21 protein-coding genes and 1 pseudogene are annotated in these 21,906 nt (G+C 58.6%); 6 read left to right on the forward strand and 16 right to left on the reverse strand.

The genetic code is table 11. The annotated features are described in order from the left end of the window. The first annotated feature begins 10 nt into the window (after window positions 1-10). Window positions 11-412: an SDR family NAD(P)-dependent oxidoreductase gene (locus tag BF12_RS23325; protein ID WP_345917359.1), complete on the forward strand. Its 402-nt coding sequence runs from the start codon at window positions 11-13 to the stop codon at window positions 410-412. Next, a complete protein-coding gene (locus tag BF12_RS23330; protein WP_345917360.1) occupies window positions 409-723 on the forward strand; it encodes an SDR family oxidoreductase in 315 nt (104 codons plus the stop codon). Before BF12_RS23325 ends, BF12_RS23330 begins: the two co-directional genes overlap by 4 nt. Before the next feature lie 131 nt (window positions 724-854). On the opposite strand, the gene BF12_RS0104675 is transcribed toward BF12_RS23330, so the two are convergent. Together BF12_RS0104675 and BF12_RS0104680 are read right to left on the reverse strand one after the other, a co-directional pair. After that, window positions 855-1,565, reverse strand: coding sequence for an anti-sigma factor (locus BF12_RS0104675; RefSeq protein ID WP_024951266.1), 711 nt, complete (start codon window positions 1,563-1,565; stop codon window positions 855-857). Beyond that, window positions 1,544-2,098, reverse strand: coding sequence for a sigma-70 family RNA polymerase sigma factor (locus tag BF12_RS0104680; RefSeq protein ID WP_024951267.1), 555 nt, complete (start codon window positions 2,096-2,098; stop codon window positions 1,544-1,546). The genes BF12_RS0104675 and BF12_RS0104680 overlap by 22 nt, the downstream gene beginning before the upstream one ends. 783 nt (window positions 2,099-2,881) lie before the next feature. On the opposite strand from BF12_RS0104680, the pseudogene BF12_RS18710 reads away from it, so the two are divergent. The 3 genes and pseudogenes from BF12_RS18710 to BF12_RS0104690 all read left to right on the forward strand — a co-directional run bounded on the left by BF12_RS18710 (window position 2,882) and on the right by BF12_RS0104690 (window position 6,422). After that, a pseudogene (locus BF12_RS18710) lies at window positions 2,882-4,026 on the forward strand (3-deoxy-7-phosphoheptulonate synthase). A gap of 49 nt (window positions 4,027-4,075) precedes the next feature. Next, complete coding sequence (locus BF12_RS21945; protein WP_156941132.1) at window positions 4,076-4,285, forward strand: hypothetical protein; 210 nt, start codon at window positions 4,076-4,078, stop codon at window positions 4,283-4,285. Continuing rightward, the gene (locus BF12_RS0104690) at window positions 4,269-6,422 is read left to right on the forward strand and encodes a PhoX family protein (RefSeq protein WP_024951268.1); all 2,154 of its coding nucleotides are present in this window, start codon (window positions 4,269-4,271) and stop codon (window positions 6,420-6,422) included. The genes BF12_RS21945 and BF12_RS0104690 overlap by 17 nt, the downstream gene beginning before the upstream one ends. A 253-nt stretch (window positions 6,423-6,675) precedes the next feature. On the opposite strand, the gene ppk1 is transcribed toward BF12_RS0104690, so the two are convergent. Further along, window positions 6,676-8,961 (reverse strand): polyphosphate kinase 1, encoded by a 2,286-nt coding sequence (gene ppk1, locus BF12_RS0104695; protein ID WP_024951269.1) that lies wholly within the window; start codon window positions 8,959-8,961, stop codon window positions 6,676-6,678. Between the two features lie 42 nt (window positions 8,962-9,003). Further along, complete coding sequence (gene hemB / locus BF12_RS0104700) at window positions 9,004-10,023, reverse strand: porphobilinogen synthase (protein ID WP_024951270.1); 1,020 nt, start codon at window positions 10,021-10,023, stop codon at window positions 9,004-9,006. Between the two features lie 420 nt (window positions 10,024-10,443). Here hemB and elbB point away from each other — a divergent pair, with 420 nt between their 5' ends. Next, window positions 10,444-11,133: an isoprenoid biosynthesis glyoxalase ElbB gene (elbB, locus tag BF12_RS0104705; protein WP_024951271.1), complete on the forward strand. Its 690-nt coding sequence runs from the start codon at window positions 10,444-10,446 to the stop codon at window positions 11,131-11,133. Window positions 11,134-11,267: 134 nt separating this feature from the next. On the opposite strand, the gene tatC is transcribed toward elbB, so the two are convergent. From tatC to argS, 12 genes are all read right to left on the reverse strand, one after another. Beyond that, on the reverse strand, window positions 11,268-12,065 hold the full coding sequence (gene tatC, locus BF12_RS0104710; protein WP_024951272.1) for a twin-arginine translocase subunit TatC: 798 nt from the start codon (window positions 12,063-12,065) through the stop codon (window positions 11,268-11,270). Beyond that, complete coding sequence (tatB, locus tag BF12_RS18715) at window positions 12,065-12,541, reverse strand: Sec-independent protein translocase protein TatB (protein ID WP_024951273.1); 477 nt, start codon at window positions 12,539-12,541, stop codon at window positions 12,065-12,067. Before tatB ends, tatC begins: the two co-directional genes overlap by 1 nt. A gap of 5 nt (window positions 12,542-12,546) precedes the next feature. After that, entirely contained in the window at window positions 12,547-12,801 is a 255-nt protein-coding gene (gene tatA, locus BF12_RS0104720) for a Sec-independent protein translocase subunit TatA (RefSeq protein WP_024951274.1), read from the reverse strand. A 110-nt stretch (window positions 12,802-12,911) separates the two neighbouring features. After that, window positions 12,912-13,247 carry a phosphoribosyl-ATP diphosphatase gene (locus BF12_RS0104725; RefSeq protein ID WP_024951275.1) on the reverse strand — a complete coding sequence of 112 codons (336 nt, stop codon included), beginning with the start codon at window positions 13,245-13,247 and terminating at the stop codon, window positions 12,912-12,914. Window positions 13,248-13,509: 262 nt separating this feature from the next. Next, the gene (ubiB, locus tag BF12_RS0104730; protein WP_024951276.1) at window positions 13,510-15,138 is read right to left on the reverse strand and encodes a ubiquinone biosynthesis regulatory protein kinase UbiB; all 1,629 of its coding nucleotides are present in this window, start codon (window positions 15,136-15,138) and stop codon (window positions 13,510-13,512) included. Continuing rightward, window positions 15,135-15,818 (reverse strand): ubiquinone biosynthesis accessory factor UbiJ, encoded by a 684-nt coding sequence (locus BF12_RS0104735; protein WP_024951277.1) that lies wholly within the window; start codon window positions 15,816-15,818, stop codon window positions 15,135-15,137. The genes ubiB and BF12_RS0104735 overlap by 4 nt, the downstream gene beginning before the upstream one ends. A gap of 7 nt (window positions 15,819-15,825) precedes the next feature. Next, window positions 15,826-16,572 carry a bifunctional demethylmenaquinone methyltransferase/2-methoxy-6-polyprenyl-1,4-benzoquinol methylase UbiE gene (ubiE, locus tag BF12_RS0104740; RefSeq protein ID WP_024951278.1) on the reverse strand — a complete coding sequence of 249 codons (747 nt, stop codon included), beginning with the start codon at window positions 16,570-16,572 and terminating at the stop codon, window positions 15,826-15,828. A gap of 135 nt (window positions 16,573-16,707) precedes the next feature. Further along, window positions 16,708-17,172 carry a gamma-butyrobetaine hydroxylase family protein gene (locus tag BF12_RS18720; protein ID WP_024951279.1) on the reverse strand — a complete coding sequence of 155 codons (465 nt, stop codon included), beginning with the start codon at window positions 17,170-17,172 and terminating at the stop codon, window positions 16,708-16,710. 181 nt (window positions 17,173-17,353) lie between these two features. After that, window positions 17,354-18,679: an ATP-dependent protease ATPase subunit HslU gene (hslU, locus tag BF12_RS0104750; protein ID WP_024951280.1), complete on the reverse strand. Its 1,326-nt coding sequence runs from the start codon at window positions 18,677-18,679 to the stop codon at window positions 17,354-17,356. A gap of 1 nt (window position 18,680) precedes the next feature. Then, on the reverse strand, window positions 18,681-19,202 hold the full coding sequence (gene hslV / locus BF12_RS0104755) for an ATP-dependent protease subunit HslV (RefSeq protein WP_024951281.1): 522 nt from the start codon (window positions 19,200-19,202) through the stop codon (window positions 18,681-18,683). 346 nt (window positions 19,203-19,548) lie between these two features. After that, the gene (locus tag BF12_RS0104760; protein WP_024951282.1) at window positions 19,549-20,190 is read right to left on the reverse strand and encodes an SPOR domain-containing protein; all 642 of its coding nucleotides are present in this window, start codon (window positions 20,188-20,190) and stop codon (window positions 19,549-19,551) included. Window positions 20,191-20,193: 3 nt separating this feature from the next. Then, entirely contained in the window at window positions 20,194-21,879 is a 1,686-nt protein-coding gene (gene argS, locus BF12_RS0104765; RefSeq protein WP_024951283.1) for an arginine--tRNA ligase, read from the reverse strand. Window positions 21,880-21,906: the final 27 nt, after the last annotated feature.

Raw genomic sequence — 21,906 nt, forward strand, 5'->3', positions numbered from 1 at the left:
AGGCCAGAGGATGAGCCAGTCCCCGATTCTGATTACTGGAGGCGCTCAGCGACTAGGTCGCTATTGTGCCGAGCGGCTGGTGGATGATGGCCATTCAGTCATCATCAGCTATCGCCGGGAGCGTGATGAGCTGGAAGCGTTGCGAGCACTTGGCGTGCGTACTGTGCAGGCGGACTTTTCCAGCGAGACCGGCATTCAGGCGTTTATTGCGGCGGTTCGAGAACTGACACCGACACTCAGAGCCATCGTGCACAATGCCAGCGATTGGTTGCCGGACACCGGTGGAGAGGCGGCAGGAAGTAATTTCGAGCATCTGTTCCGTGTTCACATGCAGGCGCCGTATCTGATCAATCTGGCGCTGCGCGATCTGCTCGAAGCAGGTGTCGAGTCGCAAGCGACATCATTCACATGAGTGATTTCGTGGTGCAGAAGGGCTCAAGCCGGCATGCTGCCTACGCCGCGAGCAAAGCAGGTCTTGAGAACCTGACGCTATCGTTTGCGGCCATGTTTGCCCCACGCATTCAGGTCAATACGATTGCGCCAGCATTGATCATGCTCAAGCCTGACGACGACGATGACTATGCCGAACGGGCGAAAGCCAAGTCACTGATGCAGAGCGTGCCGGGGCCGGGTGTGATCTGGCAGGCGATGCGCTACCTGCTCGACAGCCACTATGTGACGGGTACCACCATGCCGGTAGATGGAGGTCGTCACCTCAAGTGATGGGGCTTTTGACCAATGATGCCTCTGGCATCGCTTGCGCCAGAAGGCTAGCCAGATGATGCACAAAAAAATGCCCCTGCTTTTCAGCGGGGGCATTTTCGTTGATGGCATATCGCGCTGCGACCTGTCATCTACAGGATATGACGCCCTTCGACAGCAGTGAACTGACCCTTCTTGAGCGTCGGTCCCATCTGCTTGCCAGAGGGGGCGCCGCCCGGGTTTTCCAGCGTGATCACGAGATCACTGTCAGGGAAGGCCGCGAGATATTCCTTCGGCACTTCCACCTTCATGGAGCCGGAGTGCGGCAGGATGCCCAATGACATGGGCTTCTCGCCATCCTTGGTCATCAGCCAGAGTTCGCAGACCTTGCCAGGGGCGGGAGCATTGGGGCTCACGGCCTGCACCATCATCTCGCCCGAGTGAGACGCATTGACGATCCAGCCAGGGCTGCTGTCAGGATTGCTGACCACGAACACATAGTCGCTCTCCATGCTCTCGTTCTGTCCGAGACTGAAGGTCAGCGTTACGGCGAGCGCTAGACTGAATGCCGTGGCCGTCATGCCTTGCCAGAGGCCAAGGCGACGCCACCACGGCTGGCGGGCTGTACCGGTCGCCTCGGCGATGCCTTTCCAGACACTGGCAGGGGGCGCAATGGGTGTCAGCTGCTCGTTGAACACGTTCAGGTGTTCACGCCAGCGTTCAACGTCGCGTTGTACATCGTGACTGACTGACAGCAACGACTCAAATGCAGCGCGTTCGTCACGTGTCAGGGTACCGAGCGCGTACTCTCCCGCTGCGGCTTCGCGCAGATGGGGGTCGCTCAGATCAAATGACTCATGCATGTCTTCAACCTCTCGAGTCCACGTCGGACCCAGCTCTTGACGGTGCCTAAGGGCTGGTCCAATTGATTGGCAAGATCCTGGTGAGTTAGCCCTTCGAAATAGGCTAATTCCAGAGCGCGGCGCTGATCTTCATTCAGCTCGGCCAAGCATTGATGGAGTTCACCACTATGCTGGGCCAGGTCGACATCTGCCTCGATATCACTGAGCCCTGGCATGGCGGCGATCAATTCATCGCTGTCATGCTCGCTAGGGCGCTGTCGACGAATCCAGTCGATGGCGATATTGCGAGTCATGGTGCCGAGCCAAGTCATCGGTCGAGCGCGACTGGCGTCGTACTGGCCTGCTGCCGCCCATATCCGGATGTAAACCTGCTGAAGACAGTCCTGCGCTGATGCCTCATGTCTCAAGATACGCAGCAACTGAGCGTATAGATGCGCACTGGTAGCTCTATAGAGTCGATCCAGTGCTTGGGCATCCTGCCGGGCACATCCCAACAGATACTCTACCAGTGCATCATTTCGGGAATCCTGCATGCATGCATTCCAAGCTGTGGGCGCGGTGCCAGGCACCGCTGGATGAATGCGTGTTGCCAGTCATGACTAGCAGCGGCAACCAATGATAATGATTATACTGATGCATATCTAAGCCGATAGTCTCCCTTACGCCAAGCTGGCAACGAATAGTTGCCTGATCACGCTTGCGCACGACGGTTCTGGATGCAAGGATAGAGATCTCGCGCTTCATGCGTTACGTTATTGGTATAATGTCACTTTATTGTTGTTAATGGATACTGGCCTTGCCCATGAACCACCCGATATCTTCCAGCTTGCGTTCTGCCACTGTCTGCCCTTCGGGTCAGGTAGCCAGCAGTACGTGTGCTGCGGATTATTGGTATTGGTTTATACAGGGGCGCGCCTGAGGTTACGGCGCGCCTGTCTTGTACGGGCTGCCACCACCTTGAGAAACCCCCGGTCGCAGTCACGGCCGGGGGTTTTTGCATTTATGGCCCGGCCAACTTGTACGATAAGAGGCGCAGTCTCGGGACTGGCAGGTCAGCAATCGCGACACGAATGATCGCAGTTTGAATGAACAGAGGAATTTCCATGCGCACCACGACCACATTGACTCGCTTTATCCTCGCTTCCTTACGGGTCGTGCATGGTTATTGGCGCTGGCGATTTAGTGGCGTCCTGTCTCTTGCCGCTGTCACCGCGGGACAGGGCGATATCCACCGGAGTGACATGTCGCGAAGTCCCTGTTTGCCAGACTGAATATTGTGTGATGAAGCAGGTGCTTCATCACCGGAGATAAAGATCATGAATGCCAGCCTTGAACGTGTCCTGACTGCTAACGACCTTTCCGAGAATGTGACTGAGAACGCTACTGTGACAATCCCTGATGCCCGCTCGATACCTTCTCTGACTACTGGACGCATCAGTCGCGAAGCCTTGCCCAGTGCCGCTGAACTGCGAGTGACTCTGCCAGTCAGTGCGACGTTGGACGCCGAGATTTGTCAACATCGCGCCGAGATCAATGCCATTCTCGCCGGTGAGGATGACCGTATGTTAGTCGTCGTGGGCCCGTGTTCGATCCACGACATGAAGGCTGCACGTGAGTACGCCGCTCGCTTGGTAGCCATTGAGCCTCAAGTACGGGATCGCCTCAAACTGGTGATGCGTGTCTATGTCGAGAAGCCGCGTACGACAGTGGGATGGAAGGGGCTGGCCTACGACCCGCATCTGGACGGTAGCGACGATATGGCAGCGGGTCTTCACCAGGCGCGCCAGCTGATGCTGGAAATCAATCAGATGGGCCTGCCCGTCGCGACCGAGCTACTGCAACCACTGACGGCTGCCTATCTGGAAGATCTGTTGGGCTGGGCCGCTATTGGGGCTCGTACCACCGAGTCCCAGATTCATCGTGAGATGGCCTCTGGTCTTGGCTGCGCAGTGGGCTTCAAGAATGGCACCGATGGTGGAGTCGAGGTGGCAGTACAGGCGATTGGCGCAGCGCCCATGGTCATCGCCACTTCGGTATGAATGACGATGGCCGTCCGGCCTTGATCGAGACCGCCGGTAACCCGCATACACATGTCGTGTTGCGCGGCGGCCACGGTCAACCCAACTATGACGCCGAATCCGTCGCTGCCTGCCGCCGTGAACTGGAGAGTGCCGGTCTGGCGCCGCGGCTGATGGTGGATTGCAGTCATGCGAATTCGCGCAAAGATCACCGTCGTCAGAGTGAAGTGATGCTCGACGTGCTGGCGCAGCGCATGCAGGGTGATGATGCGTTGATTGGCGTAATGCTCGAGAGCCATCTCAATGAAGGCAAGCAGGCGCTACCAGCCGCCTCACGGTTGTCCCAGCTGCGCCATGGGGTGTCAGTCACCGATGCTTGCCTTGGCTGGGTAACCACCGAACACTTGCTGACGCTGGCGGCGGAACGGTTGCGTAACGTCTGACTCTGATCAGCAGATGTCGTCACGGTCTGCAGTGCTCGATAGAGTGATGATGACTCGCAAGACCTCCTCCATCCCTGACGCCAGTGGCTTTCTCGCCACTGGGCGTTGTCGTTTCTGGGGTGCTGCCTTGGCCGCGTCACATGAATGTCATCCGGTTCGCGTATCACTTCTCGTGGTCTTTGGCATGCGATTAGCTGCCATGTCCCAGAAGAATCACCCGCCACCTGACCCGGGGAATATTCATGAGCAAGGAAATTGAAGATCATCGCCTGCTGAATTCCAGTAGCAATGAGCCGTTTTCATCTGTCATCGAAAAGCATGTCTCGCGCCGTAATGTGTTGCAGGGCGGCCTGGGCATGGCGGCTGTCAGCGTCTTGGGAGGCTTTGGTCTTGCTGGTGTCAGTGGTGCTGCCTATAGCGATGCCAGCAAACAGAAGGCGCCCGCGGCTGAGAAGACACCACTGACCCTGGCCTTCGAGTCCATCAATGGCTCACGTACCGATGCCTTCGTGGTACCCGCTGGCTATACCGCTCAGGTACTTGCACCGTGGGGCACACCGCTCAATGACGCTGCGCCACAGTGGCGTGAAGACTTGGCGCTGACGCCCGAGATTCAGGCCAATAGCATCGGCATGCATCACGATGGCATGCACAACTTTGCTCTGAGCGCCGCGACGGCCTCCAGTCATTTCCTGCTGGTGATGAACAACGAATACATCGATCAGGACGCATTGTGGGCACCGAAAGGCGGCGCGACCAACGCCGAGACAGGCAAGCGTCCTGCCGATGAAGTGCGCACCGAGATCAATGCGCATGGTGTGTCCGTCGTCGAGATAAAGAAAGATACGGCCGGTAAGTGGAGCGTCGTCACAGATTCGAAGTATAACCGGCGCATCACCAGTGCCAGCGAGATGAAATTGAGCGGACCGGTGGCAGGCAGTGATCACGTCAAGACGGTCTTCTCGCCGGACGGCATGTTGGCGCGTGGCACCAATAACAACTGCGCCAATGGCTATACGCCGTGGGGCACCTACCTGACCTGTGAAGAGAACTGGCCGGGTTATTTCGTCAAGCGTGACGATCGCCAGCAGGATGATGATCGTATCGGTCTCGAGCTTGAGCGTGGACGTTATGGTTGGGAAACGGCAGCTGGCGATGCCAGCGAGATCAATGGTGAGTTCGCGCGTTTCGACAATACTCCCACCGCTGACAGCGCCGACAAGGATTATCGCAACGAGCCACGCGCTTTCGGCTATATCGTCGAGATTGATCCCTACACCGGCGAGAAGGCCGTCAAGCGTACCGCACTGGGACGTTTTCGGCACGAAGGCTGCTGGCCGGGCAAGCTGGTCGAGGGTCAGCCGGTCGTCTTCTACTCCGGCCACGACTCCCGCAACGAGTACATCTACAAGTTCGTGTCGGATGTCGTCTGGAATGGCGCGGATGCGCATGTTGCCGGTGAGGTGAAGGACCGCCTGGCGATCGGCGACAAGTACATGGACAAGGGCACGCTGTATGTCGCCCAATTTGCGGCAGATGGCACGGGCAAGTGGTTGAAGCTGGTGCCGGATTCCGTCACCAGAGATGGCCGTACGCTCGCCTCGGCGCTGAATCTGGCCACTGATGACCTCGCTGGTATCATTATCAATACCGCCGATGCAGCAGACCTGATGGGGGCAACGCCGATGGACCGCCCTGAATGGGGCGCTGTCGATCCGGTCTCGGGTGAGGTCTACATGACGTTGACCAACAACACTGATCGTAGCGAAAAGGGATCTGCTGCGGCCTTCACGGCCGATGGCAAGGCGATTGAAGAACTGGGTGTCGGCTACAAGACAGCACCGGTTAACCCAGCCAACCCACGCGCAGATAATGAGGCGGGCCAGATCATCCGCTGGCGCGAGTCTGATGCGCACGCCGAGTTTGACTGGGAGATTTTCGTTTTTGGCGCTGCCGCCAGCGATGCTGACAACCTGTCAGGCCTGACCGAGATGAATCAGTTTGCAAGCCCGGATGGCCTGTACTTCGATGAGCGCGAAGGAGGGCAGGGTATTCTGTGGATCGAGACCGATAACGGTTATGAGGGCGTGACAGAAGCCACCAATGATCAGGTGCTGGCGGTTGTACCGGCTGCACTTCAGCAGGCTGAAGGCGATGCAGCCGTGATTGGTGCCGATAACCAGGCGCAACTCAAGCGTTTCGCGGTTGGCCCGAATGGTTGTGAAGTGACTGGAATCTTCGCGACACCCGACAGAACAGCGCTGTTCGTCAACATCCAGCATCCGGGGAACTGGCCGCAGGGCGATGATGCTACTGCCGTGACACAAGGGAGCGTGCGTCCGCGTGCATCCACCGTCGTGATTCAGCGCGCTGATGGCGGCCAGGTCGGTGTCTGAGACGCTGGCGGTGTGACGGATCACGCCAGAGTGTCAATGAAGCCCCTGCATCTGTGATGCGGGGGCTTTTTCATGTGTGTCTGTGTCAGACCAGCGCTCATCAAGCGAGCAGAGTCGTGACGAACATCCTGTGTGATGGTGTTGTGCGATGTTGCTCATAACGAAAACGGCCCTCACGCGTTAGCATGAGGCCGAAAGGGCCGAAAGGGCCGAGAGTGTCGGTGATAACGGGGAAGAAATAAGAAATACGAAATCAGGCCTTGGCGGCGTAGGCGAACAATAGCGTTTCTTGCACGCTGATCGGTTCGGCATCACCTGCATCCAGCTGGGTGTAATGCCCATCGCTCTCCAGGCGCCAGCTCTGGCAGTTGTCGACCAGATAGGTGTCCAGGTCCTTGCGCACGCGCTGGGCCAGCTTCTTGTCGAGTAATGGGAAGCAGGTCTCGACGCGGTGGAACATGTTGCGCTCCATGAAGTCCGCGCTGGAGCACCAGGTCTCTGGATTGCCTGCATTGTGGAAGTGGAAGGTGCGAGTGTGCTCAAGGAAGCGTCCGATCACTGAGCGTACGCGAATGTTGTCGGAGATGCCCGGTACATCCGGGCGTAGGCAGCACACACCCCGAATGATCAGGTCACACTGTACGCCCGCGCGCGAGGCGCGATACAACGCACGAATCAGCTTGGGCTCGGTCAGTGAGTTGCACTTGACGATGACGTGCGCCCGTTTGCCTTTCTCGGCGTTGCGTGTCTCGCGATCAATCATCTCCACCATGCGCTCATGTAGGGTAAAGGGCGCATGCAGCAGCTTTTCGATCGTGCGCTGCTTACCCATGCCGGTCAGCTGTTGGAAGACCTTGTGAACGTCTTCACACAGCGTCTCGTTGGAGGTCAGCAGGCTGTAGTCGGTATAGAGGCGTGCCGTCTTGGCGTGATAGTTGCCGGTGCCCAGATGTGCATAGTGACGTAACTGACCATGCTCACGACGCACGATATGCAGCATCTTGGCGTGCGTCTTGTAGGCCATCACGCCGTAGATGACGATGGCGCCGGCTTCCTGCAGGCGTGACGCCAGCTGCAGATTGTCTGCTTCATCGAAGCGGGCGCGCAGCTCGATCACGACCGTGATCTCCTTGCCCTGGCGTGCGGCTTCCACCAGTGATGAGACGATGTTGGAATCGGCACCGGTGCGATACAGCGTCTGCTTGATCGCCAACACGTTGGGGTCGCGCGCCGCTTCGGCCAGTAGATTCTCGACCGGCGAGAACGACTGGAACGGGTGATGCAGCAGGATGTCTTCGCGGCGGATGGCATCAAACAGGCTACCGTCGCCCTTGAGCGCCTTGGGAATGCCGGGAGTAAAGGGCGTGTAGAGCAGGTCTTCACGGCCGACATCACCAATCACTTCCATCAGACGATTGAGATTGACGGGTCCCTTGACCTGATAGAGATCACGCAGCTCCAGCTCGAATTGCTTGAGCAGGAAGGTGTAGAGCGTCTCGGGGCAGTTGTCCGCTACCTCCAGGCGTACACCGTCGCCATAGCGGCGTGCCAGCAGCTCGCCACGCAGCGCGGAGGCCAGGTCCGAGACATCCTCTGCATCCACTGACAGATCGGCGTTGCGCGTCAGACGAAACTGATAGCAGCCCTTGATCTTCATCCCCGGAAATAACTCCTGGGCATGCGCGTGGATCATCGACGACAGGAAGACATACTCGGTGTAACCGGCATCGGTGATGGCATCGGGGACGCGGATCAGGCGAGGCAATGAGCGCGGGGCGGGCAGAATGGCCAAGCCGCCTTCACGACCGAAGGCATCTTTACCCTCGAGCTCGACGATGAAGTTGAGGCTCTTGTTGACCAGTCGTGGGAAGGGATGAGATGGGTCGAGGCCTATAGGGCTGATGACGGGCTGAATCTCGTCCTCGAAGTAACTACGCACCCAGGTTTTCTGCTTGGAATTCCACTGATTGCGGCGGCGAAAGCGGATGTGCTGTTCTTCGAGGGCCGGTATCAGCTCCTCATTGAGAATGCGGTACTGGCGCTCCACTTGCTCATGGGTGACGCGGGATATCTCATCCAGCACCTTGCCAGGCAGCAGTCCATCAGGACCGGGGTCAGTACGATCAAAGGCGATCTGATGCTTGAGACCCGCCACGCGGATTTCGAAGAACTCGTCCATGTTGGACGTGAAGATCAGCAGGAACATCAGCCGATTTAGCAGCGGGTGCGAGGTGTCCTGCGCCTGTTCGAGTACGCGGATGTTGAACTGAAGGTTGGACAGCTCGCGGTTGAAGTACAGGGCAGGGTCGGCGAGGTCCGCTTCCGGTGAGGGCGTGACCTTGGCATGAATGCCGGTCCGAGTCCGATTGACGCGCAAAGGAGGAGGCTCAAGCGCTGGCGGCTCATCCGTCGGTAGATCAGACCCGCTGATTTGAATATCGCCGGAAGCTGCCGGTGTGACAGCTTCCGAGTTGCGTGTACTGACCTCTGCCAGAGTATCCGAGGGGTCGTCACGGGTGTGCTTGTGCGTCTGTTCCATCATCAACTCCATGATCCCGGTCAGCCGCAGTCGCCGGGGTTGTCAAAGGTGATTCTTTTCCGCCAATAGCTCGGCAGCCCGGCGGGCAAAGTAGGTGAGAATGCCGTCGGCACCCGCACGCTTGAAGCACATCAGCGACTCGAGGATGACCTTGTCAGCCTCCAGCCAACCATTCTGGAAGGCGGCCATGTGCATGGCATATTCACCGCTCACCTGATAAGCAAAGGTCGGCACCTGCAATTCGGTCTTCACGCGCGTGACGACATCCAGGTACGGCATTCCCGGTTTGACCATCACCATGTCGGCGCCTTCGCTCAGGTCCATCGCCACTTCATGCAGCGCTTCGTCACTATTGGCGGGGTCCATCTGGTAGGTCTGCTTGTCCGCCTTGCCCAGATTGCTGCTGGAACCGACAGCGTCACGGAAGGGGCCATAGTAGTTCGAGGCGTACTTGGCCGAATACGCCATGATGCGCGTATTGATCAGGCCTTCCTGTTCCAGCATGGCACGAATCGAGCCAATGCGACCGTCCATCATATCGGAGGGCGCGATGACATCCGCGCCGGCTTCGGCATGCGACAGCGCCTGCTTGATCAGCGTCTCGACGGTGCGATCATTGAGCACGTAACCATCATCATCCAGGATGCCGTCCTGGCCGTGTGTGGTGTAGGGGTCCAGTGCCACATCGGTGATCACGCCTAACGTCGGCAGCGCTTCCTTGAGGGCACGTACGCAGCGCTGTACCAAGCCTGAGGGGTTGTAGGACTCTTCTGCGTAGAGCGTCTTCGCCTCGGTATCCACCACAGGGAAGAGTGCGATGGCGGGCACGCCTAGTGCGTGCACTTCACGGCATTCCTCGATCAGAAGGTCGATGGACAGTCGCTCGACACCAGGCATGCTGGGCACGGACTCACGACGTTGTGCGCCTTCCAGCACAAAGACAGGCAGGATCAGGTCATCAGCCGTCAGCTGATTTTCACGCATCAGGCGGCGAGAGAAATCGTCCTTGCGCATGCGGCGCATGCGAGTCGCAGGAAACTGGCGCGGGGTACGTTGGCTCAAGAATCACTCTCCGGGTCGGCTGGTCCGGTCTCGTGATGGACGCTGGCAGTCTAGATTTATAATATTTCAATGATATTACAAGGACGGCCGGTCGATACGGACGGGAAGCAAGGTGCTGGCACAGGGCCAGCGTCGGTGTCTTGAGTATATCAGTGCTATCCGGCTGCGGCAGGGGCGTGGTGTGAGGCACGATGTCGCGTTGGATGTAAGGCTGTGATACATAGCAATGGTACAGCGCAGGATGCAGTGAAATGAGATGACGCGGTCATGGCTTGAGTTGTCGCTGGCCTGCCCATAGTCTTGAGTCATTGGCGCATTGGCATCCTTCACCTGCACGGTTGTCACTGCCCGTTGTTTGAGTATGTCTTTCTGACCTATCCGGCCGCCGCCGGAAACATCTCACCGTCAATGGAGTACCCCATGACCAAGCAGGTAGCCCTGATCCTTTCCGGTTGCGGTGTCTACGATGGCTCCGAAATCTACGAAACGACCTTGACCATGCTGCGCCTCGATCAGTTGGGCATTGTCTATGAATGCTTTGCGCCCGATATCGATCAGCACCATGTGATCAATCATTCCACTGGTGAAGAGATGGACGAGACCCGCAATGTACTGGTCGAGTCTGCACGTCTGGCGCGTGGCAAGGCGCGCCCGCTGGATGAGCTCTCTGTCGATGATTTTGATGCACTGATTTTGCCCGGTGGCTTTGGTGCCGCCAAGAATCTGAGCAACTTTGCTGTCAAGGGTGCTGATTTAGAGGTTGTCGAGGGCCTGCGCGCCGCAGTGCAGCCCTTCCATGAGGAAGGCAAGCCGATTGGTGTGATGTGCATTGCGCCGGTAATGGTGCCGCAGCTGTTGGGGCAGGGCATTTCCGTTACCGTGGGTAGCGATGCCAGTGTCGCAGGTGCCATCAGTGCGCAGGGGGGCTTGCACAAGAGTTGTGAAGTGACGGATATCGTGATCGACGCTGCCAATCGCGTCATTACCACGCCTGCCTACATGCTGGCTGAGCGCATCAGTGAAGCAGCCGAAGGTATTTTCAAGCTGGTGGATCGTATCGATGGCTGGATCACGGATGATCAGGCACGTGAGGCGGATAAGCAGAACTAGCCGCCGGTGAATGGTAACTCGCGTTAACCACTCATGAAGCCAGACACGACTTTCAAGATATAAAACGCAAACACCCCGCCAATGGCGGGGTGTTTGCGTTTGGACGATGCACGGCTAGCTAGCTTGTCGCACGCTTACGATGGTTCTTGTGTGGCATCTTTCGCTGGCAATGCGCGACGACGCTTGAAGAAGCGTGCCGACAGAATGCCCACTTCAAATAACAGCCACATCGGAATCGCCAGCAGTGATTGAGAAATCACATCTGGTGGCGTCAACATCATGCCAACCACGAAGCAGCCGATCACGATGTAGGGACGCTTTTTGCTTAGTGCCTCAACTGACGTGGCGCCTGTCCAGATCAGCAGGAAGGTAGCGATGGGAATCTCAAACGCGACACCGAAGGCGAAGAACAACTTGAGGACAAAATTCAGATATTGATTGATGTCCGTCATGATCGCCACGTTCTCGGGGCCTGTAGTGGTAAAGAACTTGAACAGCAGCGGGAACACCACGTAGTACGCGAAGGCAGCGCCGGCATAGAACAACACAATGCTGGAGGCGAGCAATGGCAATGCCAGTGCTTTCTCATTCTCGTAGAGTCCTGGTGCAATGAAGGCCCACGCCTGATATAGCACCATGGGGATGGCCAGGAATAGCGCCACCACGAGTGTCAGCTTGAAGGGCGCCAGAAAGGGCGATGCCACTTCGGTGGCGATCATCTGAGACCCTGGCGGCAGCAGCGCCATCAGAGGCTCAGCCACATAGAGATAGATCTGATTGGAGAAGCCATACAGCGCAGCGAACACCACCAATACGACGACGGTGGCACGCAGCAGTCGTGAGCGTAGCTCGATCAGATGCTCGATGAGCGGGGCGTGGACAGTCTCGCCCGTAGAGGACGAACCCGACTCCGGGGCATGCGGATCACTCATCAGGAACGCGGCTCCCGTGACTCACTGGTGATGGATGCGGCGTCCGGCTCACCGTCGGGCTTGCCAGTCCCAGCGGGACGGGAGCTCTCGGGCGTAGGCAGCACGGTAGATGTATTATCGACAGTCGGTGCCTTGTCGACAGCAGAAGCCTTGTCGAGAGAAGGTGCCTTGGCGACAGAAGATACCGGGTCAGCAGGGGATGTCGGCTGTGCGATGCTGTTCTCCACATCACGTGCTTCATTGCGTGCGTGAGCCAAAGTCTCATCGAGCTGCTTCTTCTGCTCACTGAGCGTCTGGCGCAGCTCTTCGGCTTCCAGCTGAGCACTGATTTCCTGCTGGATACCCGAGACGCTGCGTTTGATGCGGCCCAGCCACAGGCCCGCCGTACGGGCGGCCCGAGGCAGACGCTCCGGGCCGAGCACAATCAACGCCAGCAGCGCGATCAGTGCCAGTTCAAAAAAGCCGATATCGAACATGCGGGTTACGAGCGCTTGTCAGCGGTATCGTGGCTTTTAGCCTCGACATCGATGGTTTCGCCGCGCGACTCTTCATGAGCGACCTTCTGCTGAGCAGCCGTCTCTTCTGATTTTTTCTCTTCTTCCTTCATGGCGCCCTTGAAGCCTTTTACCGCGCCGCCAAGATCCGAGCCGACGTTACGTAGTTTCTTGGTTCCGAAGATCAAGATGATGATGCCGAGGACGATCAGGAGCTGCCAGATACTAATGCCACCTAACATGGGAAGTTCTCCGTTTTGGCCGCTGACACCAGGTCATGAGGCCTTGAGTCTTGCAGGGTGTCATCACCGCTGCCGAGGAATACGGCTTGCGCCGGGAGATTGCTGATCCATCACTGACCGCGAGCGGCCTTTTCATCGTGGCCTGAAACGCCAAAGCGGCGCGCCAGCTCATCCAGCACTTCCTGATGGTCCAACCCTAGATGCGACAGCATGACCAAGGAATGGAACCACAGGTCGGCAGTTTCACCGATCAGTGCACGATGGGAGTCCACATCGTCCTGCGTGAAATCCTTGGCGGCCAGTACTGTCTCGGTCGCCTCTTCACCGATCTTCTCCAGTACCTTGTTGAGCCCCTTGTGATGCAGGCTTGCGACATAGGAGGAGGTCGGGTCAGCGTCGCGCCGCTCTGCCAGTACTACCGACAGGCGGTTGAGAATATCACTCATGAATCATCGTTCCTGAAAGCATCGCTTCAAAAAAGCATCTCTGCAAAAAAAGCATCACTGCAAAAAGCATCAAATCGTGTTCTACAGACGTGAAGCAGACGTGTCGTCTATAGAACAGAGCGTACATCTCGTCAGCTACCCGCGAGTGTCTCTCGGGCATGCGACTCAGGATGCAAGCGTTACATGACATTCATATTGCACTGCACTCAATGGGCGGGCAAGCCACGCTGACAATAAGCCCATATACGGCCTACGGATAGGCTCAGCGCCACAGCAGCAATAGTATGCCGAGTCCTGCGCCGACCAGTACTAACGGAGGCTGAGTATCCGCCCAGGCCATCAGCGGTTGCCACCCCAGTGCACCTGCGACCAGTAGCGCTCCTGCTCGTAGGCGCCAGCTGGTGCTGGCAGCACCTGAGACACGATCGCGCAGCGTAGTGATGGCCTCGGTTTGACGCGTGCGTGCACGGTGCTCGTCCTCTATGCGCTCAAGCGCCTGGAAGGCCATCACCGGTAGCTGTGGCAGCTGATGAGATAGCTCAGGAGCCTGCTTGAGCATCTCGTTCCAGAACGCCTTGGGACCGGCGCGCTCCTTCATCCAGCGCTCCAGATAGGGGCGCGCGGTGGCCCACAGATCCAGCTCCGGATACAGCTGGCGGCCCAACCCTTCGATGTTGAGCAGTGTCTTTTGCAGCAACACCAGTTGTGGCTGAACTTCCATGTTGAAGCGCCGCGCGGTCTGGAACAGGCCCAGCAGCACTTGGCCGAAGCTGATGTCCTTGAGCGGCTTCTCGAGAATCGGCTCGCAGACTGCACGAATGGCAGCGGCAAACTCATTGGCACGCGTGCCTTCGCCGACCCAGCCAGATTCGATGTGTAGGACGGCCACCTCGTAATAATCCTGACGGAAGAAGGCCAGCAGGTTGCGCGCCAGATAGTCCTGATCTTCACGCGTCAGGCTGCCGACGATACCGCAGTCAATGGCGATGAATTGCGGATCATGGGGGTTCTCACGCGAGACGAAGATGTTGCCGGGATGCATGTCAGCATGGAAGAAGTTGTCGCGGAAGACCTGAGTGAAGAATATCTCCACACCGCGCTCTGCCAGCTTCTTCAGATCAGTGCCCTGTGCCTCCAGCTCATCGATCTCCGCGACGGGGATGCCGCGAATGCGTTCCTGGACCATCACCCGGCGCCGTGTCAGCGGCCAGTGGATGGCGGGTACGTAGAGCAGTGGCGAGTCGAGGAAGTTGCGCTTGAGCTGGGAGGTGTTGGCCGCTTCCTTGTGCATGTCCAGTTCATCGAACAGCGTCGCTTCGTAGTCAGAGACGACTTCTACCGGGCGTAGACGGCGCGCTTCCGGTGATATCTTCATCAGGATGCGCGCGAATAGATATAGCAGCCCAATGTCCTGACGCATCACTTGATCAATGCGGGGGCGAATGACTTTCACGACGACATCCGAGCCATCATGAAGGCGCGCCGCATGCACCTGAGCGATCGAGGCCGAAGCCAGCGGTTGCGCCTCGAACTCGGCGAAAGCCTCCTCGACTGACATGCCCAGTTCCTGCTCCACCAGCTCACGCGCCACCTGATTCTCGAAAGGGGGCACCTGGTCCTGAAGGCGCTTGAGCTCGTCGGCTATATCAGCTGGCAGCAAATCACGACGAGTGGATAGCATCTGACCGAACTTGATGAAGATCGGCCCTAGTGCTTCCAGTGCCAGTCTCAGTCGTTCACCGCGCGAGCGGCTGCCGACAGGAAACAGGCACAGCGGCGATAGCTTGACCAGCGGCCGTAGCAGCGCCGGCACGCGCGCGAGAGGAATCAGGTTGTCGAGTCGATAGCGAGCGATGACCCACAGGATGCTCAGCAGGCGATAGAGTCTCACGACGGCTGGCACTCCCGGTCATAAGGATTAAATGGGAGGGGCGATGAAGTCGTTGTGGCTTCAAGGTGGCGGTGCAAGCGTGTGAGGCGTGCCTCGGTACGGTCTAGGCACTGGGTCAGCTCGGTCAGTTCGTCACGCGCGACCTTCATCTGCGCATGGCCGGGTAGCCAACGCGCTTCCTCGGTGAGGTACTCGCGTAGGTCGAGCTCCAGCTCGCGATGACTGGTCAGGCCAAAGCGCCCCAGACTGCGCAGGCCATTGGCCAGGCTATGGCCGGGGGTTTCGCCAAACCATTCGGCTAGCGCGCCTTCCCAGTCCAGATCAAGATCCATCACCAGATCACGAGCACTTTCCAGCAGATGAATGCGTCCGCGGACTGCCAAACGGCCCTCGAACATCAATCGCTCGATCGGCTCGCCGGAGAGCAACGCGGCAGCAGTTTCCATGTTGAGCTCTACCACGACATCGCCGTCGCTTTCTTTCGCGTCCGGTAGGCGTAACAGATGTAGACCCTGCAGATCGAAGTGCACCAGCAGGTCAAAGGCGGGTCGTTCGATCCGCAAGAGCAGACGCCGGCCGGCCAGCGCATTGAGACGCGTGGTGGAAGCCGGGTCGCGGGCGAGTAGCTGATTGAGCGTTCGCTCAGCCGTCGCCAATAGCAGGGGAGTCAGCAGTGCCATGGCAGCCTCAGAGCTTGATGCCGCGGTGCAGTGCGACGATACCGCCCGTCAGATTGGTGTACTCGACACGCTCAAGTCCCGCGTCTTCCATCATGCCGGCCAGCGTCTTCTGATCAGGGTGCATACGGATGGATTCAGCCAAGTAGCGATAAGAGTCGGCGTCGCCAGCGACCAGCTCACCCATCTTCGGTAGCAGGCGGAAGCTGTACTGGTCGTAAGCGGTAGAGAGTAGCGGATTGACCGGCTTGGAGAACTCCAGCACCAGTAGACGGCCGCCCGGCTTGAGGATGCGCTGCATCGAGCGCAGGGCCTTGGCCTGATCCGTGACATTACGCAGTCCAAAGGCGATGGTGATGATGTCGAAGGTGTTGTCCGGGAAGGGCAGCGCCTCGGCATTGGCCTGCACGTACTCGACATTGCCGCCGACACCGTTGTCGATCAGCTTGTCGCGACCGACGTTGAGCATCGAGGCATTGATGTCTGCCAGCACCACGCGGCCACGCGGACCGACCAGACGCGAGAACTTGAGCGTCAGATCGCCAGTCCCCCCGGCGATATCCAGCACGGTATGACCCGGACGGGCACCGGCCCGCTCCAGGGTGATGCGCTTCCACAGACGGTGGACCCCAAATGACATCAGGTCGTTCATCACGTCGTACTTGGCGGCGACACTATGGAAGACATCGGCGACGCGGCCTGCCTTCTCTTCCACGGCAACTTCTTGATAACCGAAGTGGGTCGTACGCTTGTCCATGACTTCCCCTGTTGTGATGCCGCGCGAGGCGGCATCAGCGCATATGGTGAGCTTTCGCAGTGGCTCGATTGTAACCGCTGGCCAGCGGGCTGTCTTTTGGCATGATGCCGCAGCACTGTGGTGTTGCCTTGCGCTCTATAACTGATTGAGCGGAATGCCCAGCGGCTCACGGGAGGCACCGGCCTCTTCCAGCTGGCGCAGGTAATAGGCCCACATGGCGTCGCGGCGATTGGCCAGTTCCCACAAATATTCCCAGGTGTAGAGTCCGCTGTCGTGGCCGTCGTCGAAGTGCAACTTGAGCGCGTAGCGGCCACTTTGGGTGATATTGGCCAGTCCGACGTGGCGCATGCCGACCTGCAAGGTTTCCTGTCCCGCCCCGTGACCACGCACCTCGGCAGACGGCGACATCACGCGCAGGAATTCTGTGCTGAGTCGGAAGGTCTGGCCATCGGCGTAGCCCAGTTCCAGTTCGCGCTCGGACTTGTGATAGTGCACACGAGTGGGGACTGGCGCTTCCTCGGCATTACGCGCCTGACGCTCATGTACGCGATATTGATGTTCGTTGGGTGCGCTGGGCTCGGAGGGTGTGTCGTGGCTCATCGGGAAATCCTCTCAGGCGGCCAGACAAGCAAGCGCTAGTCGGCAGAATTAGGCGTAATGGCTGGGCTCGTTGAGTATCAGTGGCCCGCAACGTGACGGCTCCCCCATGATGCACTGACGCCCGAGCCGGGCCAAGCCGGATCGGCGTCAGAAGTGCTGGGTGCAGAAGAGTGGCGCGTTTTTACAGGATATAGCGTGACAGGTCTTCGTCACGTGCCAGATCACCCAGGCGCTCATCGACGTAGGCAGCATCAATGGTGAGTGCTCCCGCTTGATCAGCACCTTCGTAGGATATCTCTTCCAGCAGACGCTCCATCACGGTGTGCAGACGACGGGCACCGATATTTTCAGTGCCTTCGTTGACCTGATAAGCGATCTGCGCGATGCGCTCAATTGCATCGTCAGCAAAGGTCAGCTCGACCCCTTCAGTCGCCAGTAGGCCCTTGTACTGACGAATCAGTGCGGCGGACGGCTCTGTCAGGATGCGCTTGAAGTCATCCGGCGTCAGTGCATTGAGTTCGACGCGAATCGGCAGGCGCCCCTGTAGCTCGGGAATCAAGTCCGACGGCTTGGTCAGATGGAATGCACCGGAGGCGATGAACAGGATGTGATCCGTCTTTACCATGCCGTGCTTGGTGGAGACGGTAGAGCCTTCGATCAGCGGCAGCAGATCGCGCTGCACACCTTCACGAGAGACATCGCCACCGCTGCCGGTTTCGCCGCGCTTGGCAACCTTGTCGATTTCGTCGAGGAACACGATGCCGTTCTGCTCGACCGCCTCGATGGCACGGCTCTTGAGATCTTCGTCGCTGACCATCTTGGCCGCTTCTTCCTCAAGGACCAGCTTGAGGGCTTCCTTGACGCTGATGCGACGATTTTCTTTCTGCTGCTTGCCCATGTTGGAGAACATGGATTGCAGCTGGTTGGTCATTTCTTCCATCCCCGGCGGGGTGGCGAAATCAAGGCTCTGGCTGGCTGGGCTCAGCTCGATGTCGATTTCCTTGTCGTCCAGTTGACCTTCACGCAGCTTCTTGCGGAACATCTGGCGCGTGCTGCTGTTGTTGGAGGCAGCGTCATACTCTTCGCCTCGCACACGCGGTAGCAGGGCATCGATAATACGCTCTTCGGCAGCATCTTCTGCCTTGTCGCGCACTTCCTTCATCGCATCTTCACGGACCAGCTTGAGGCCGACTTCGACCAGATCACGAATGATGGATTCGACGTCACGGCCGACATAGCCCACTTCAGTGAACTTGGTCGCTTCGATCTTGAGGAAGGGCGCACCGGCAAGCTTGGCCAGACGACGCGCGATCTCAGTCTTACCGACACCGGTCGGGCCAATCATCAGAATGTTCTTGGGCGTGACTTCAGGGCGCAGATCGTCATCGAGTTGCATGCGACGCCAGCGATTGCGCATGGCCACTGCGACGGCGCGTTTGGCTTCCGGCTGACCAACGATGTGCTGGTCGAGGGCGTTGACGATTTCCTTCGGGGTCATCTGGGACATCTCAGGACAGCTCCTCGACAATGACATTGTGATTGGTGAAGACACAGATATCGGCCGCAATGGCGATGGATTTCTCGGTGATTTCGCGAGCGGATAGCTCAGTATTATCGAGCAGGGCACGGGCAGCGGCTTCAGCGAAGTTGCCGCCGGAGCCGATGGCCAGCACGCCGTGCTCGGGTTCAACGACATCGCCGTTACCGGTGATGATCAGCGAGGAATGTTTGTCAGCGACGACCAGCATGGCTTCCAGCTTGCGCAGAGCACGGTCGGAGCGCCATTCCTTGGCAAGCTCTACGGCTGACTTGACCAGCTGGCCTTGATACTTCTCCAGCTGTGCTTCAAAACGCTCGAATAGCGTGAAGGCATCAGCGGTGCCGCCTGCAAAACCGGCCAACACCTGATTGCGATACAGGCGACGCACCTTGGCGGCATTGCCTTTCATTACGGTGTTGCCAAGGGATACCTGGCCGTCACCAGCCAGAGCGACCTGGCCGTTGCGACGCACGGAGACGATCGTGGTCATGGGAGACTCCTGAGAGAACATGTCGGCGATTGGAATAAGATGAACAGAGCCGGGCATGATATGACTGGGCAGACAAGGCATAGGCCTCATCGGCGGAATACGGTTGGCGGCTGTCGAGTACTTGTCATCAGTGCTGACCACTCGCCGGAAAGCACTAAATGGGGGCGCTATGATGGGTTTCAAGTGGCCGGTCAAGGTGCGTTGAAGGGGACTGGTGCTGTCACAAACAAAACGGGCCCGCTCATGTAATGAGCGGGCCCGTTTGCTATCGGCTGTTGGCTGCTGCTGATGTGTTGCAGATAACGCATGCCGTGGCCTGGCCATCTAGCCTGAGCCGGCGACCATGTTACTGGAGCTTGATCAGTAGCGGCTCGATGCCCTGAGTATTCATCAGGTCTTGCGCGCGGTTGAGCTCGCGAGTGTCTTTATAAGGACCGACCTGCACCCGATGCCACACCGTTCCCCCCGAAGCATTGACATCACTGACCTTGGCCAGCAGTCCCAGGTCCTTGAGCTTGCCCGCCAGCTTCTTGGCATCACCCATCTCACGGAATGAAGCCGCCTGCAGCATATAGTTCGTCAGGGATGCCGTAGATGCCTTGGTGCTCTCTTTGCTGCCCGGGCGCGGAGTGGACTTGTATGCTTCCACCTTGGGTGCAATCACCTCGGTTTCCGGTAGCAGCGTGTAGAACTCGAAGGTCGGCATGGCGCTGCTGGCGCCTTCTTTAGCGCTGCCCTGCTTGTCGCTGGTTGACGTATTGCCTTGCTGACCGTTCTGTTGAGTATTGGCCTTGGGCACAATGGCGGCCACTGGCAGGCGCGGTGCCTGCTTCTCGAAGTATTGCGCCAGTGCAAAGCCGGCGATCAGGCCAATGATGCCCCACAGCCACCCCGGCATTCCGCGGCTTTGAGTTGCAGCGGACTGCCGGCGAGGGCTTGCGCCCTGACGGGATGCGGGCTTCTTGCTGGCGGGACGGCGAGCAGCCATGTTTTACATCTCCTCGGGAGCGCTGACACCCAGCAGGGCCAGGCCGTTACGAATGACTTGTGCGGTCGCCAGCCCCAACGCCAAGCGCGCGTTACGGGTGGCATTGTCCTCGACCATCACCTTCACTGCGTTGTAGCAGGTGTGGAAGTCGGAGGAGAGGTCTTGCAGGTACTGAGCGACCTGCTGCGGCTCGCGCACGCGTGCAGCGTGGCTCACGACATCCGGGAATTGCGCCATGCGATTCATGACGGCTTTTTCCTGATCGCTGGTCAGTAGTGTGAGCTGAGCCATGGCCAGGGTTTCGTCGAAGGACTTGTCTTCGCGATCAGCCTTGCGCAGGACACTGTGCACGCGGGCGTGAGCGTACTGAATGTAGTAGACCGGATTGTCGTTGGACTGCGAGCGAGCCAGGTCGATATCGAAGGTCAACTGGGAATCTGCACGACGCGCGGCGAGGAAGTAGCGGGTCGCATCGCGGCCAACTTCCTCGATCAGATCACGCAGTGTCACGTAGCTACCGGCGCGCTTGGAGAGTTTTACTTCCTTGCCAGAGCGCATCACGGTCACCATCTGGTGCAACACGTAGTCCGGCCAACCCTTGGGGATGTCGGCCTTGAGTGCTTGCAGACCAGCGCGTACACGGGTCACGGTGGAATGGTGATCAGCACCCTGCTCGTTGATGACCTGGGTGAAGCCACGCTGCCACTTGTCGAAGTGATAGGCGACATCGGGCAAGAAGTAGGTGTAGCCGCCGTCACGCTTGCGCATTACGCGGTCTTTGTCATCGCCGAAGTCGGTGGTGCGCAGCCATAGCGCGCCGTCATCTTCGTAGGTATAGCCATTGTCGACCAGACGCTTGACGGTCTCTTCGACCTTGCCTTCGCTGTAGAGCGAGGATTCGAGGAAGTAGACATCGAATTCGACGCCGAAGGCCTTGAGGTCAAGGTCTTGCTCATGACGCAGGTAGGCAACGGCGAAGACACGGATGGCGTCCAGGTCGTCAGTATCAGCTGCCCCAGTGACCTGCTTGCCATCAGCTTCAACTGTATCGCCGGCCATGTAGGAGGCGGCCAGTTCGCTGATGTAGTCACCGCGGTAACCGTTCTCCGGCCAGCTCGCATCATCCGGGCCCAGGCCCTTGGTGCGTGCTTGGGTGGAGAGCGCCAGATTATCGATCTGTGCGCCAGCATCGTTGTAGTAGAACTCACGGGTGACGTCGTGTCCGGTCGCGGATAAAAGGCGACACAGCACGTCACCGACCGCGGCGCCGCGGCCATGACCGACATGCAGCGGACCAGTCGGGTTGGCTGATACGAACTCGACCTGGACCTTCTCGCCACGCCCGAATTCGCTGTGACCAAATTGCTCGCCTTCGCTGAACACGCGGCGCACGATGTCGGCGACAGCACCAGTGTCGGCGAAGAAGTTGAGGAAGCCGGGCCCTGCGATCTCAACCTTGGAGACGGCCTCGGACGCTGGTAGTGCGGCAATCAACTTTTCAGCCAGATCGCGCGGCTTCATGCCAGCAGCCTTGGACAGCATCATCGCCAGATTGCTGGCGTAGTCGCCGTGGGTCTTGTCCTTGGTCGGATCGACCTTGATCTGCGGGCTGGCATCGCTCGGGATTGTGCCGTCAGCCTTGAGGGAGTCCAGGGCCTGGCCCAGCAGTTCGATGATCGTCTCTTTCATGGAATATCAGTCTCTTCACGGCTCAGA

Source organism: Cobetia crustatorum, from assembly GCF_000591415.1.
GTDB lineage: Bacteria > Pseudomonadota > Gammaproteobacteria > Pseudomonadales > Halomonadaceae > Cobetia > Cobetia crustatorum.

Excerpts from the sequence above, each read along its gene's own strand:
- BF12_RS0104760 (WP_024951282.1), bottom strand. The coding sequence starts at position 20,190 with ATGGCTGCTCGCCGTCCCGCCAGCAAGAAGCCCGCATCCCGTCAGGGC.
- ubiE (WP_024951278.1), bottom strand. The coding sequence starts at position 16,572 with ATGGACAAGCGTACGACCCACTTCGGTTATCAAGAAGTTGCCGTGGAA.
- hslU (WP_024951280.1), bottom strand. The coding sequence starts at position 18,679 with ATGTCCCAGATGACCCCGAAGGAAATCGTCAACGCCCTCGACCAGCAC.
- BF12_RS0104725 (WP_024951275.1), bottom strand. The coding sequence starts at position 13,247 with ATGAGTGATATTCTCAACCGCCTGTCGGTAGTACTGGCAGAGCGGCGC.
- BF12_RS23325 (WP_345917359.1), top strand. The coding sequence starts at position 11 with ATGAGCCAGTCCCCGATTCTGATTACTGGAGGCGCTCAGCGACTAGGT.
- tatB (WP_024951273.1), bottom strand. The coding sequence starts at position 12,541 with ATGTTCGATATCGGCTTTTTTGAACTGGCACTGATCGCGCTGCTGGCG.
- BF12_RS0104680 (WP_024951267.1), bottom strand. The coding sequence starts at position 2,098 with ATGCAGGATTCCCGAAATGATGCACTGGTAGAGTATCTGTTGGGATGT.
- BF12_RS0104690 (WP_024951268.1), top strand. The coding sequence starts at position 4,269 with ATGAGCAAGGAAATTGAAGATCATCGCCTGCTGAATTCCAGTAGCAAT.
- tatC (WP_024951272.1), bottom strand. The coding sequence starts at position 12,065 with ATGAGTGATCCGCATGCCCCGGAGTCGGGTTCGTCCTCTACGGGCGAG.
- BF12_RS0104735 (WP_024951277.1), bottom strand. The coding sequence starts at position 15,818 with ATGGCACTGCTGACTCCCCTGCTATTGGCGACGGCTGAGCGAACGCTC.
- hslV (WP_024951281.1), bottom strand. The coding sequence starts at position 19,202 with ATGACCACGATCGTCTCCGTGCGTCGCAACGGCCAGGTCGCTCTGGCT.
- elbB (WP_024951271.1), top strand. The coding sequence starts at position 10,444 with ATGACCAAGCAGGTAGCCCTGATCCTTTCCGGTTGCGGTGTCTACGAT.
- ppk1 (WP_024951269.1), bottom strand. The coding sequence starts at position 8,961 with ATGGAACAGACGCACAAGCACACCCGTGACGACCCCTCGGATACTCTG.
- BF12_RS18720 (WP_024951279.1), bottom strand. The coding sequence starts at position 17,172 with ATGAGCCACGACACACCCTCCGAGCCCAGCGCACCCAACGAACATCAA.
- BF12_RS21945 (WP_156941132.1), top strand. The coding sequence starts at position 4,076 with ATGACTCGCAAGACCTCCTCCATCCCTGACGCCAGTGGCTTTCTCGCC.
- BF12_RS23330 (WP_345917360.1), top strand. The coding sequence starts at position 409 with ATGAGTGATTTCGTGGTGCAGAAGGGCTCAAGCCGGCATGCTGCCTAC.
- tatA (WP_024951274.1), bottom strand. The coding sequence starts at position 12,801 with ATGTTAGGTGGCATTAGTATCTGGCAGCTCCTGATCGTCCTCGGCATC.
- argS (WP_024951283.1), bottom strand. The coding sequence starts at position 21,879 with ATGAAAGAGACGATCATCGAACTGCTGGGCCAGGCCCTGGACTCCCTC.
- BF12_RS0104675 (WP_024951266.1), bottom strand. The coding sequence starts at position 1,565 with ATGCATGAGTCATTTGATCTGAGCGACCCCCATCTGCGCGAAGCCGCA.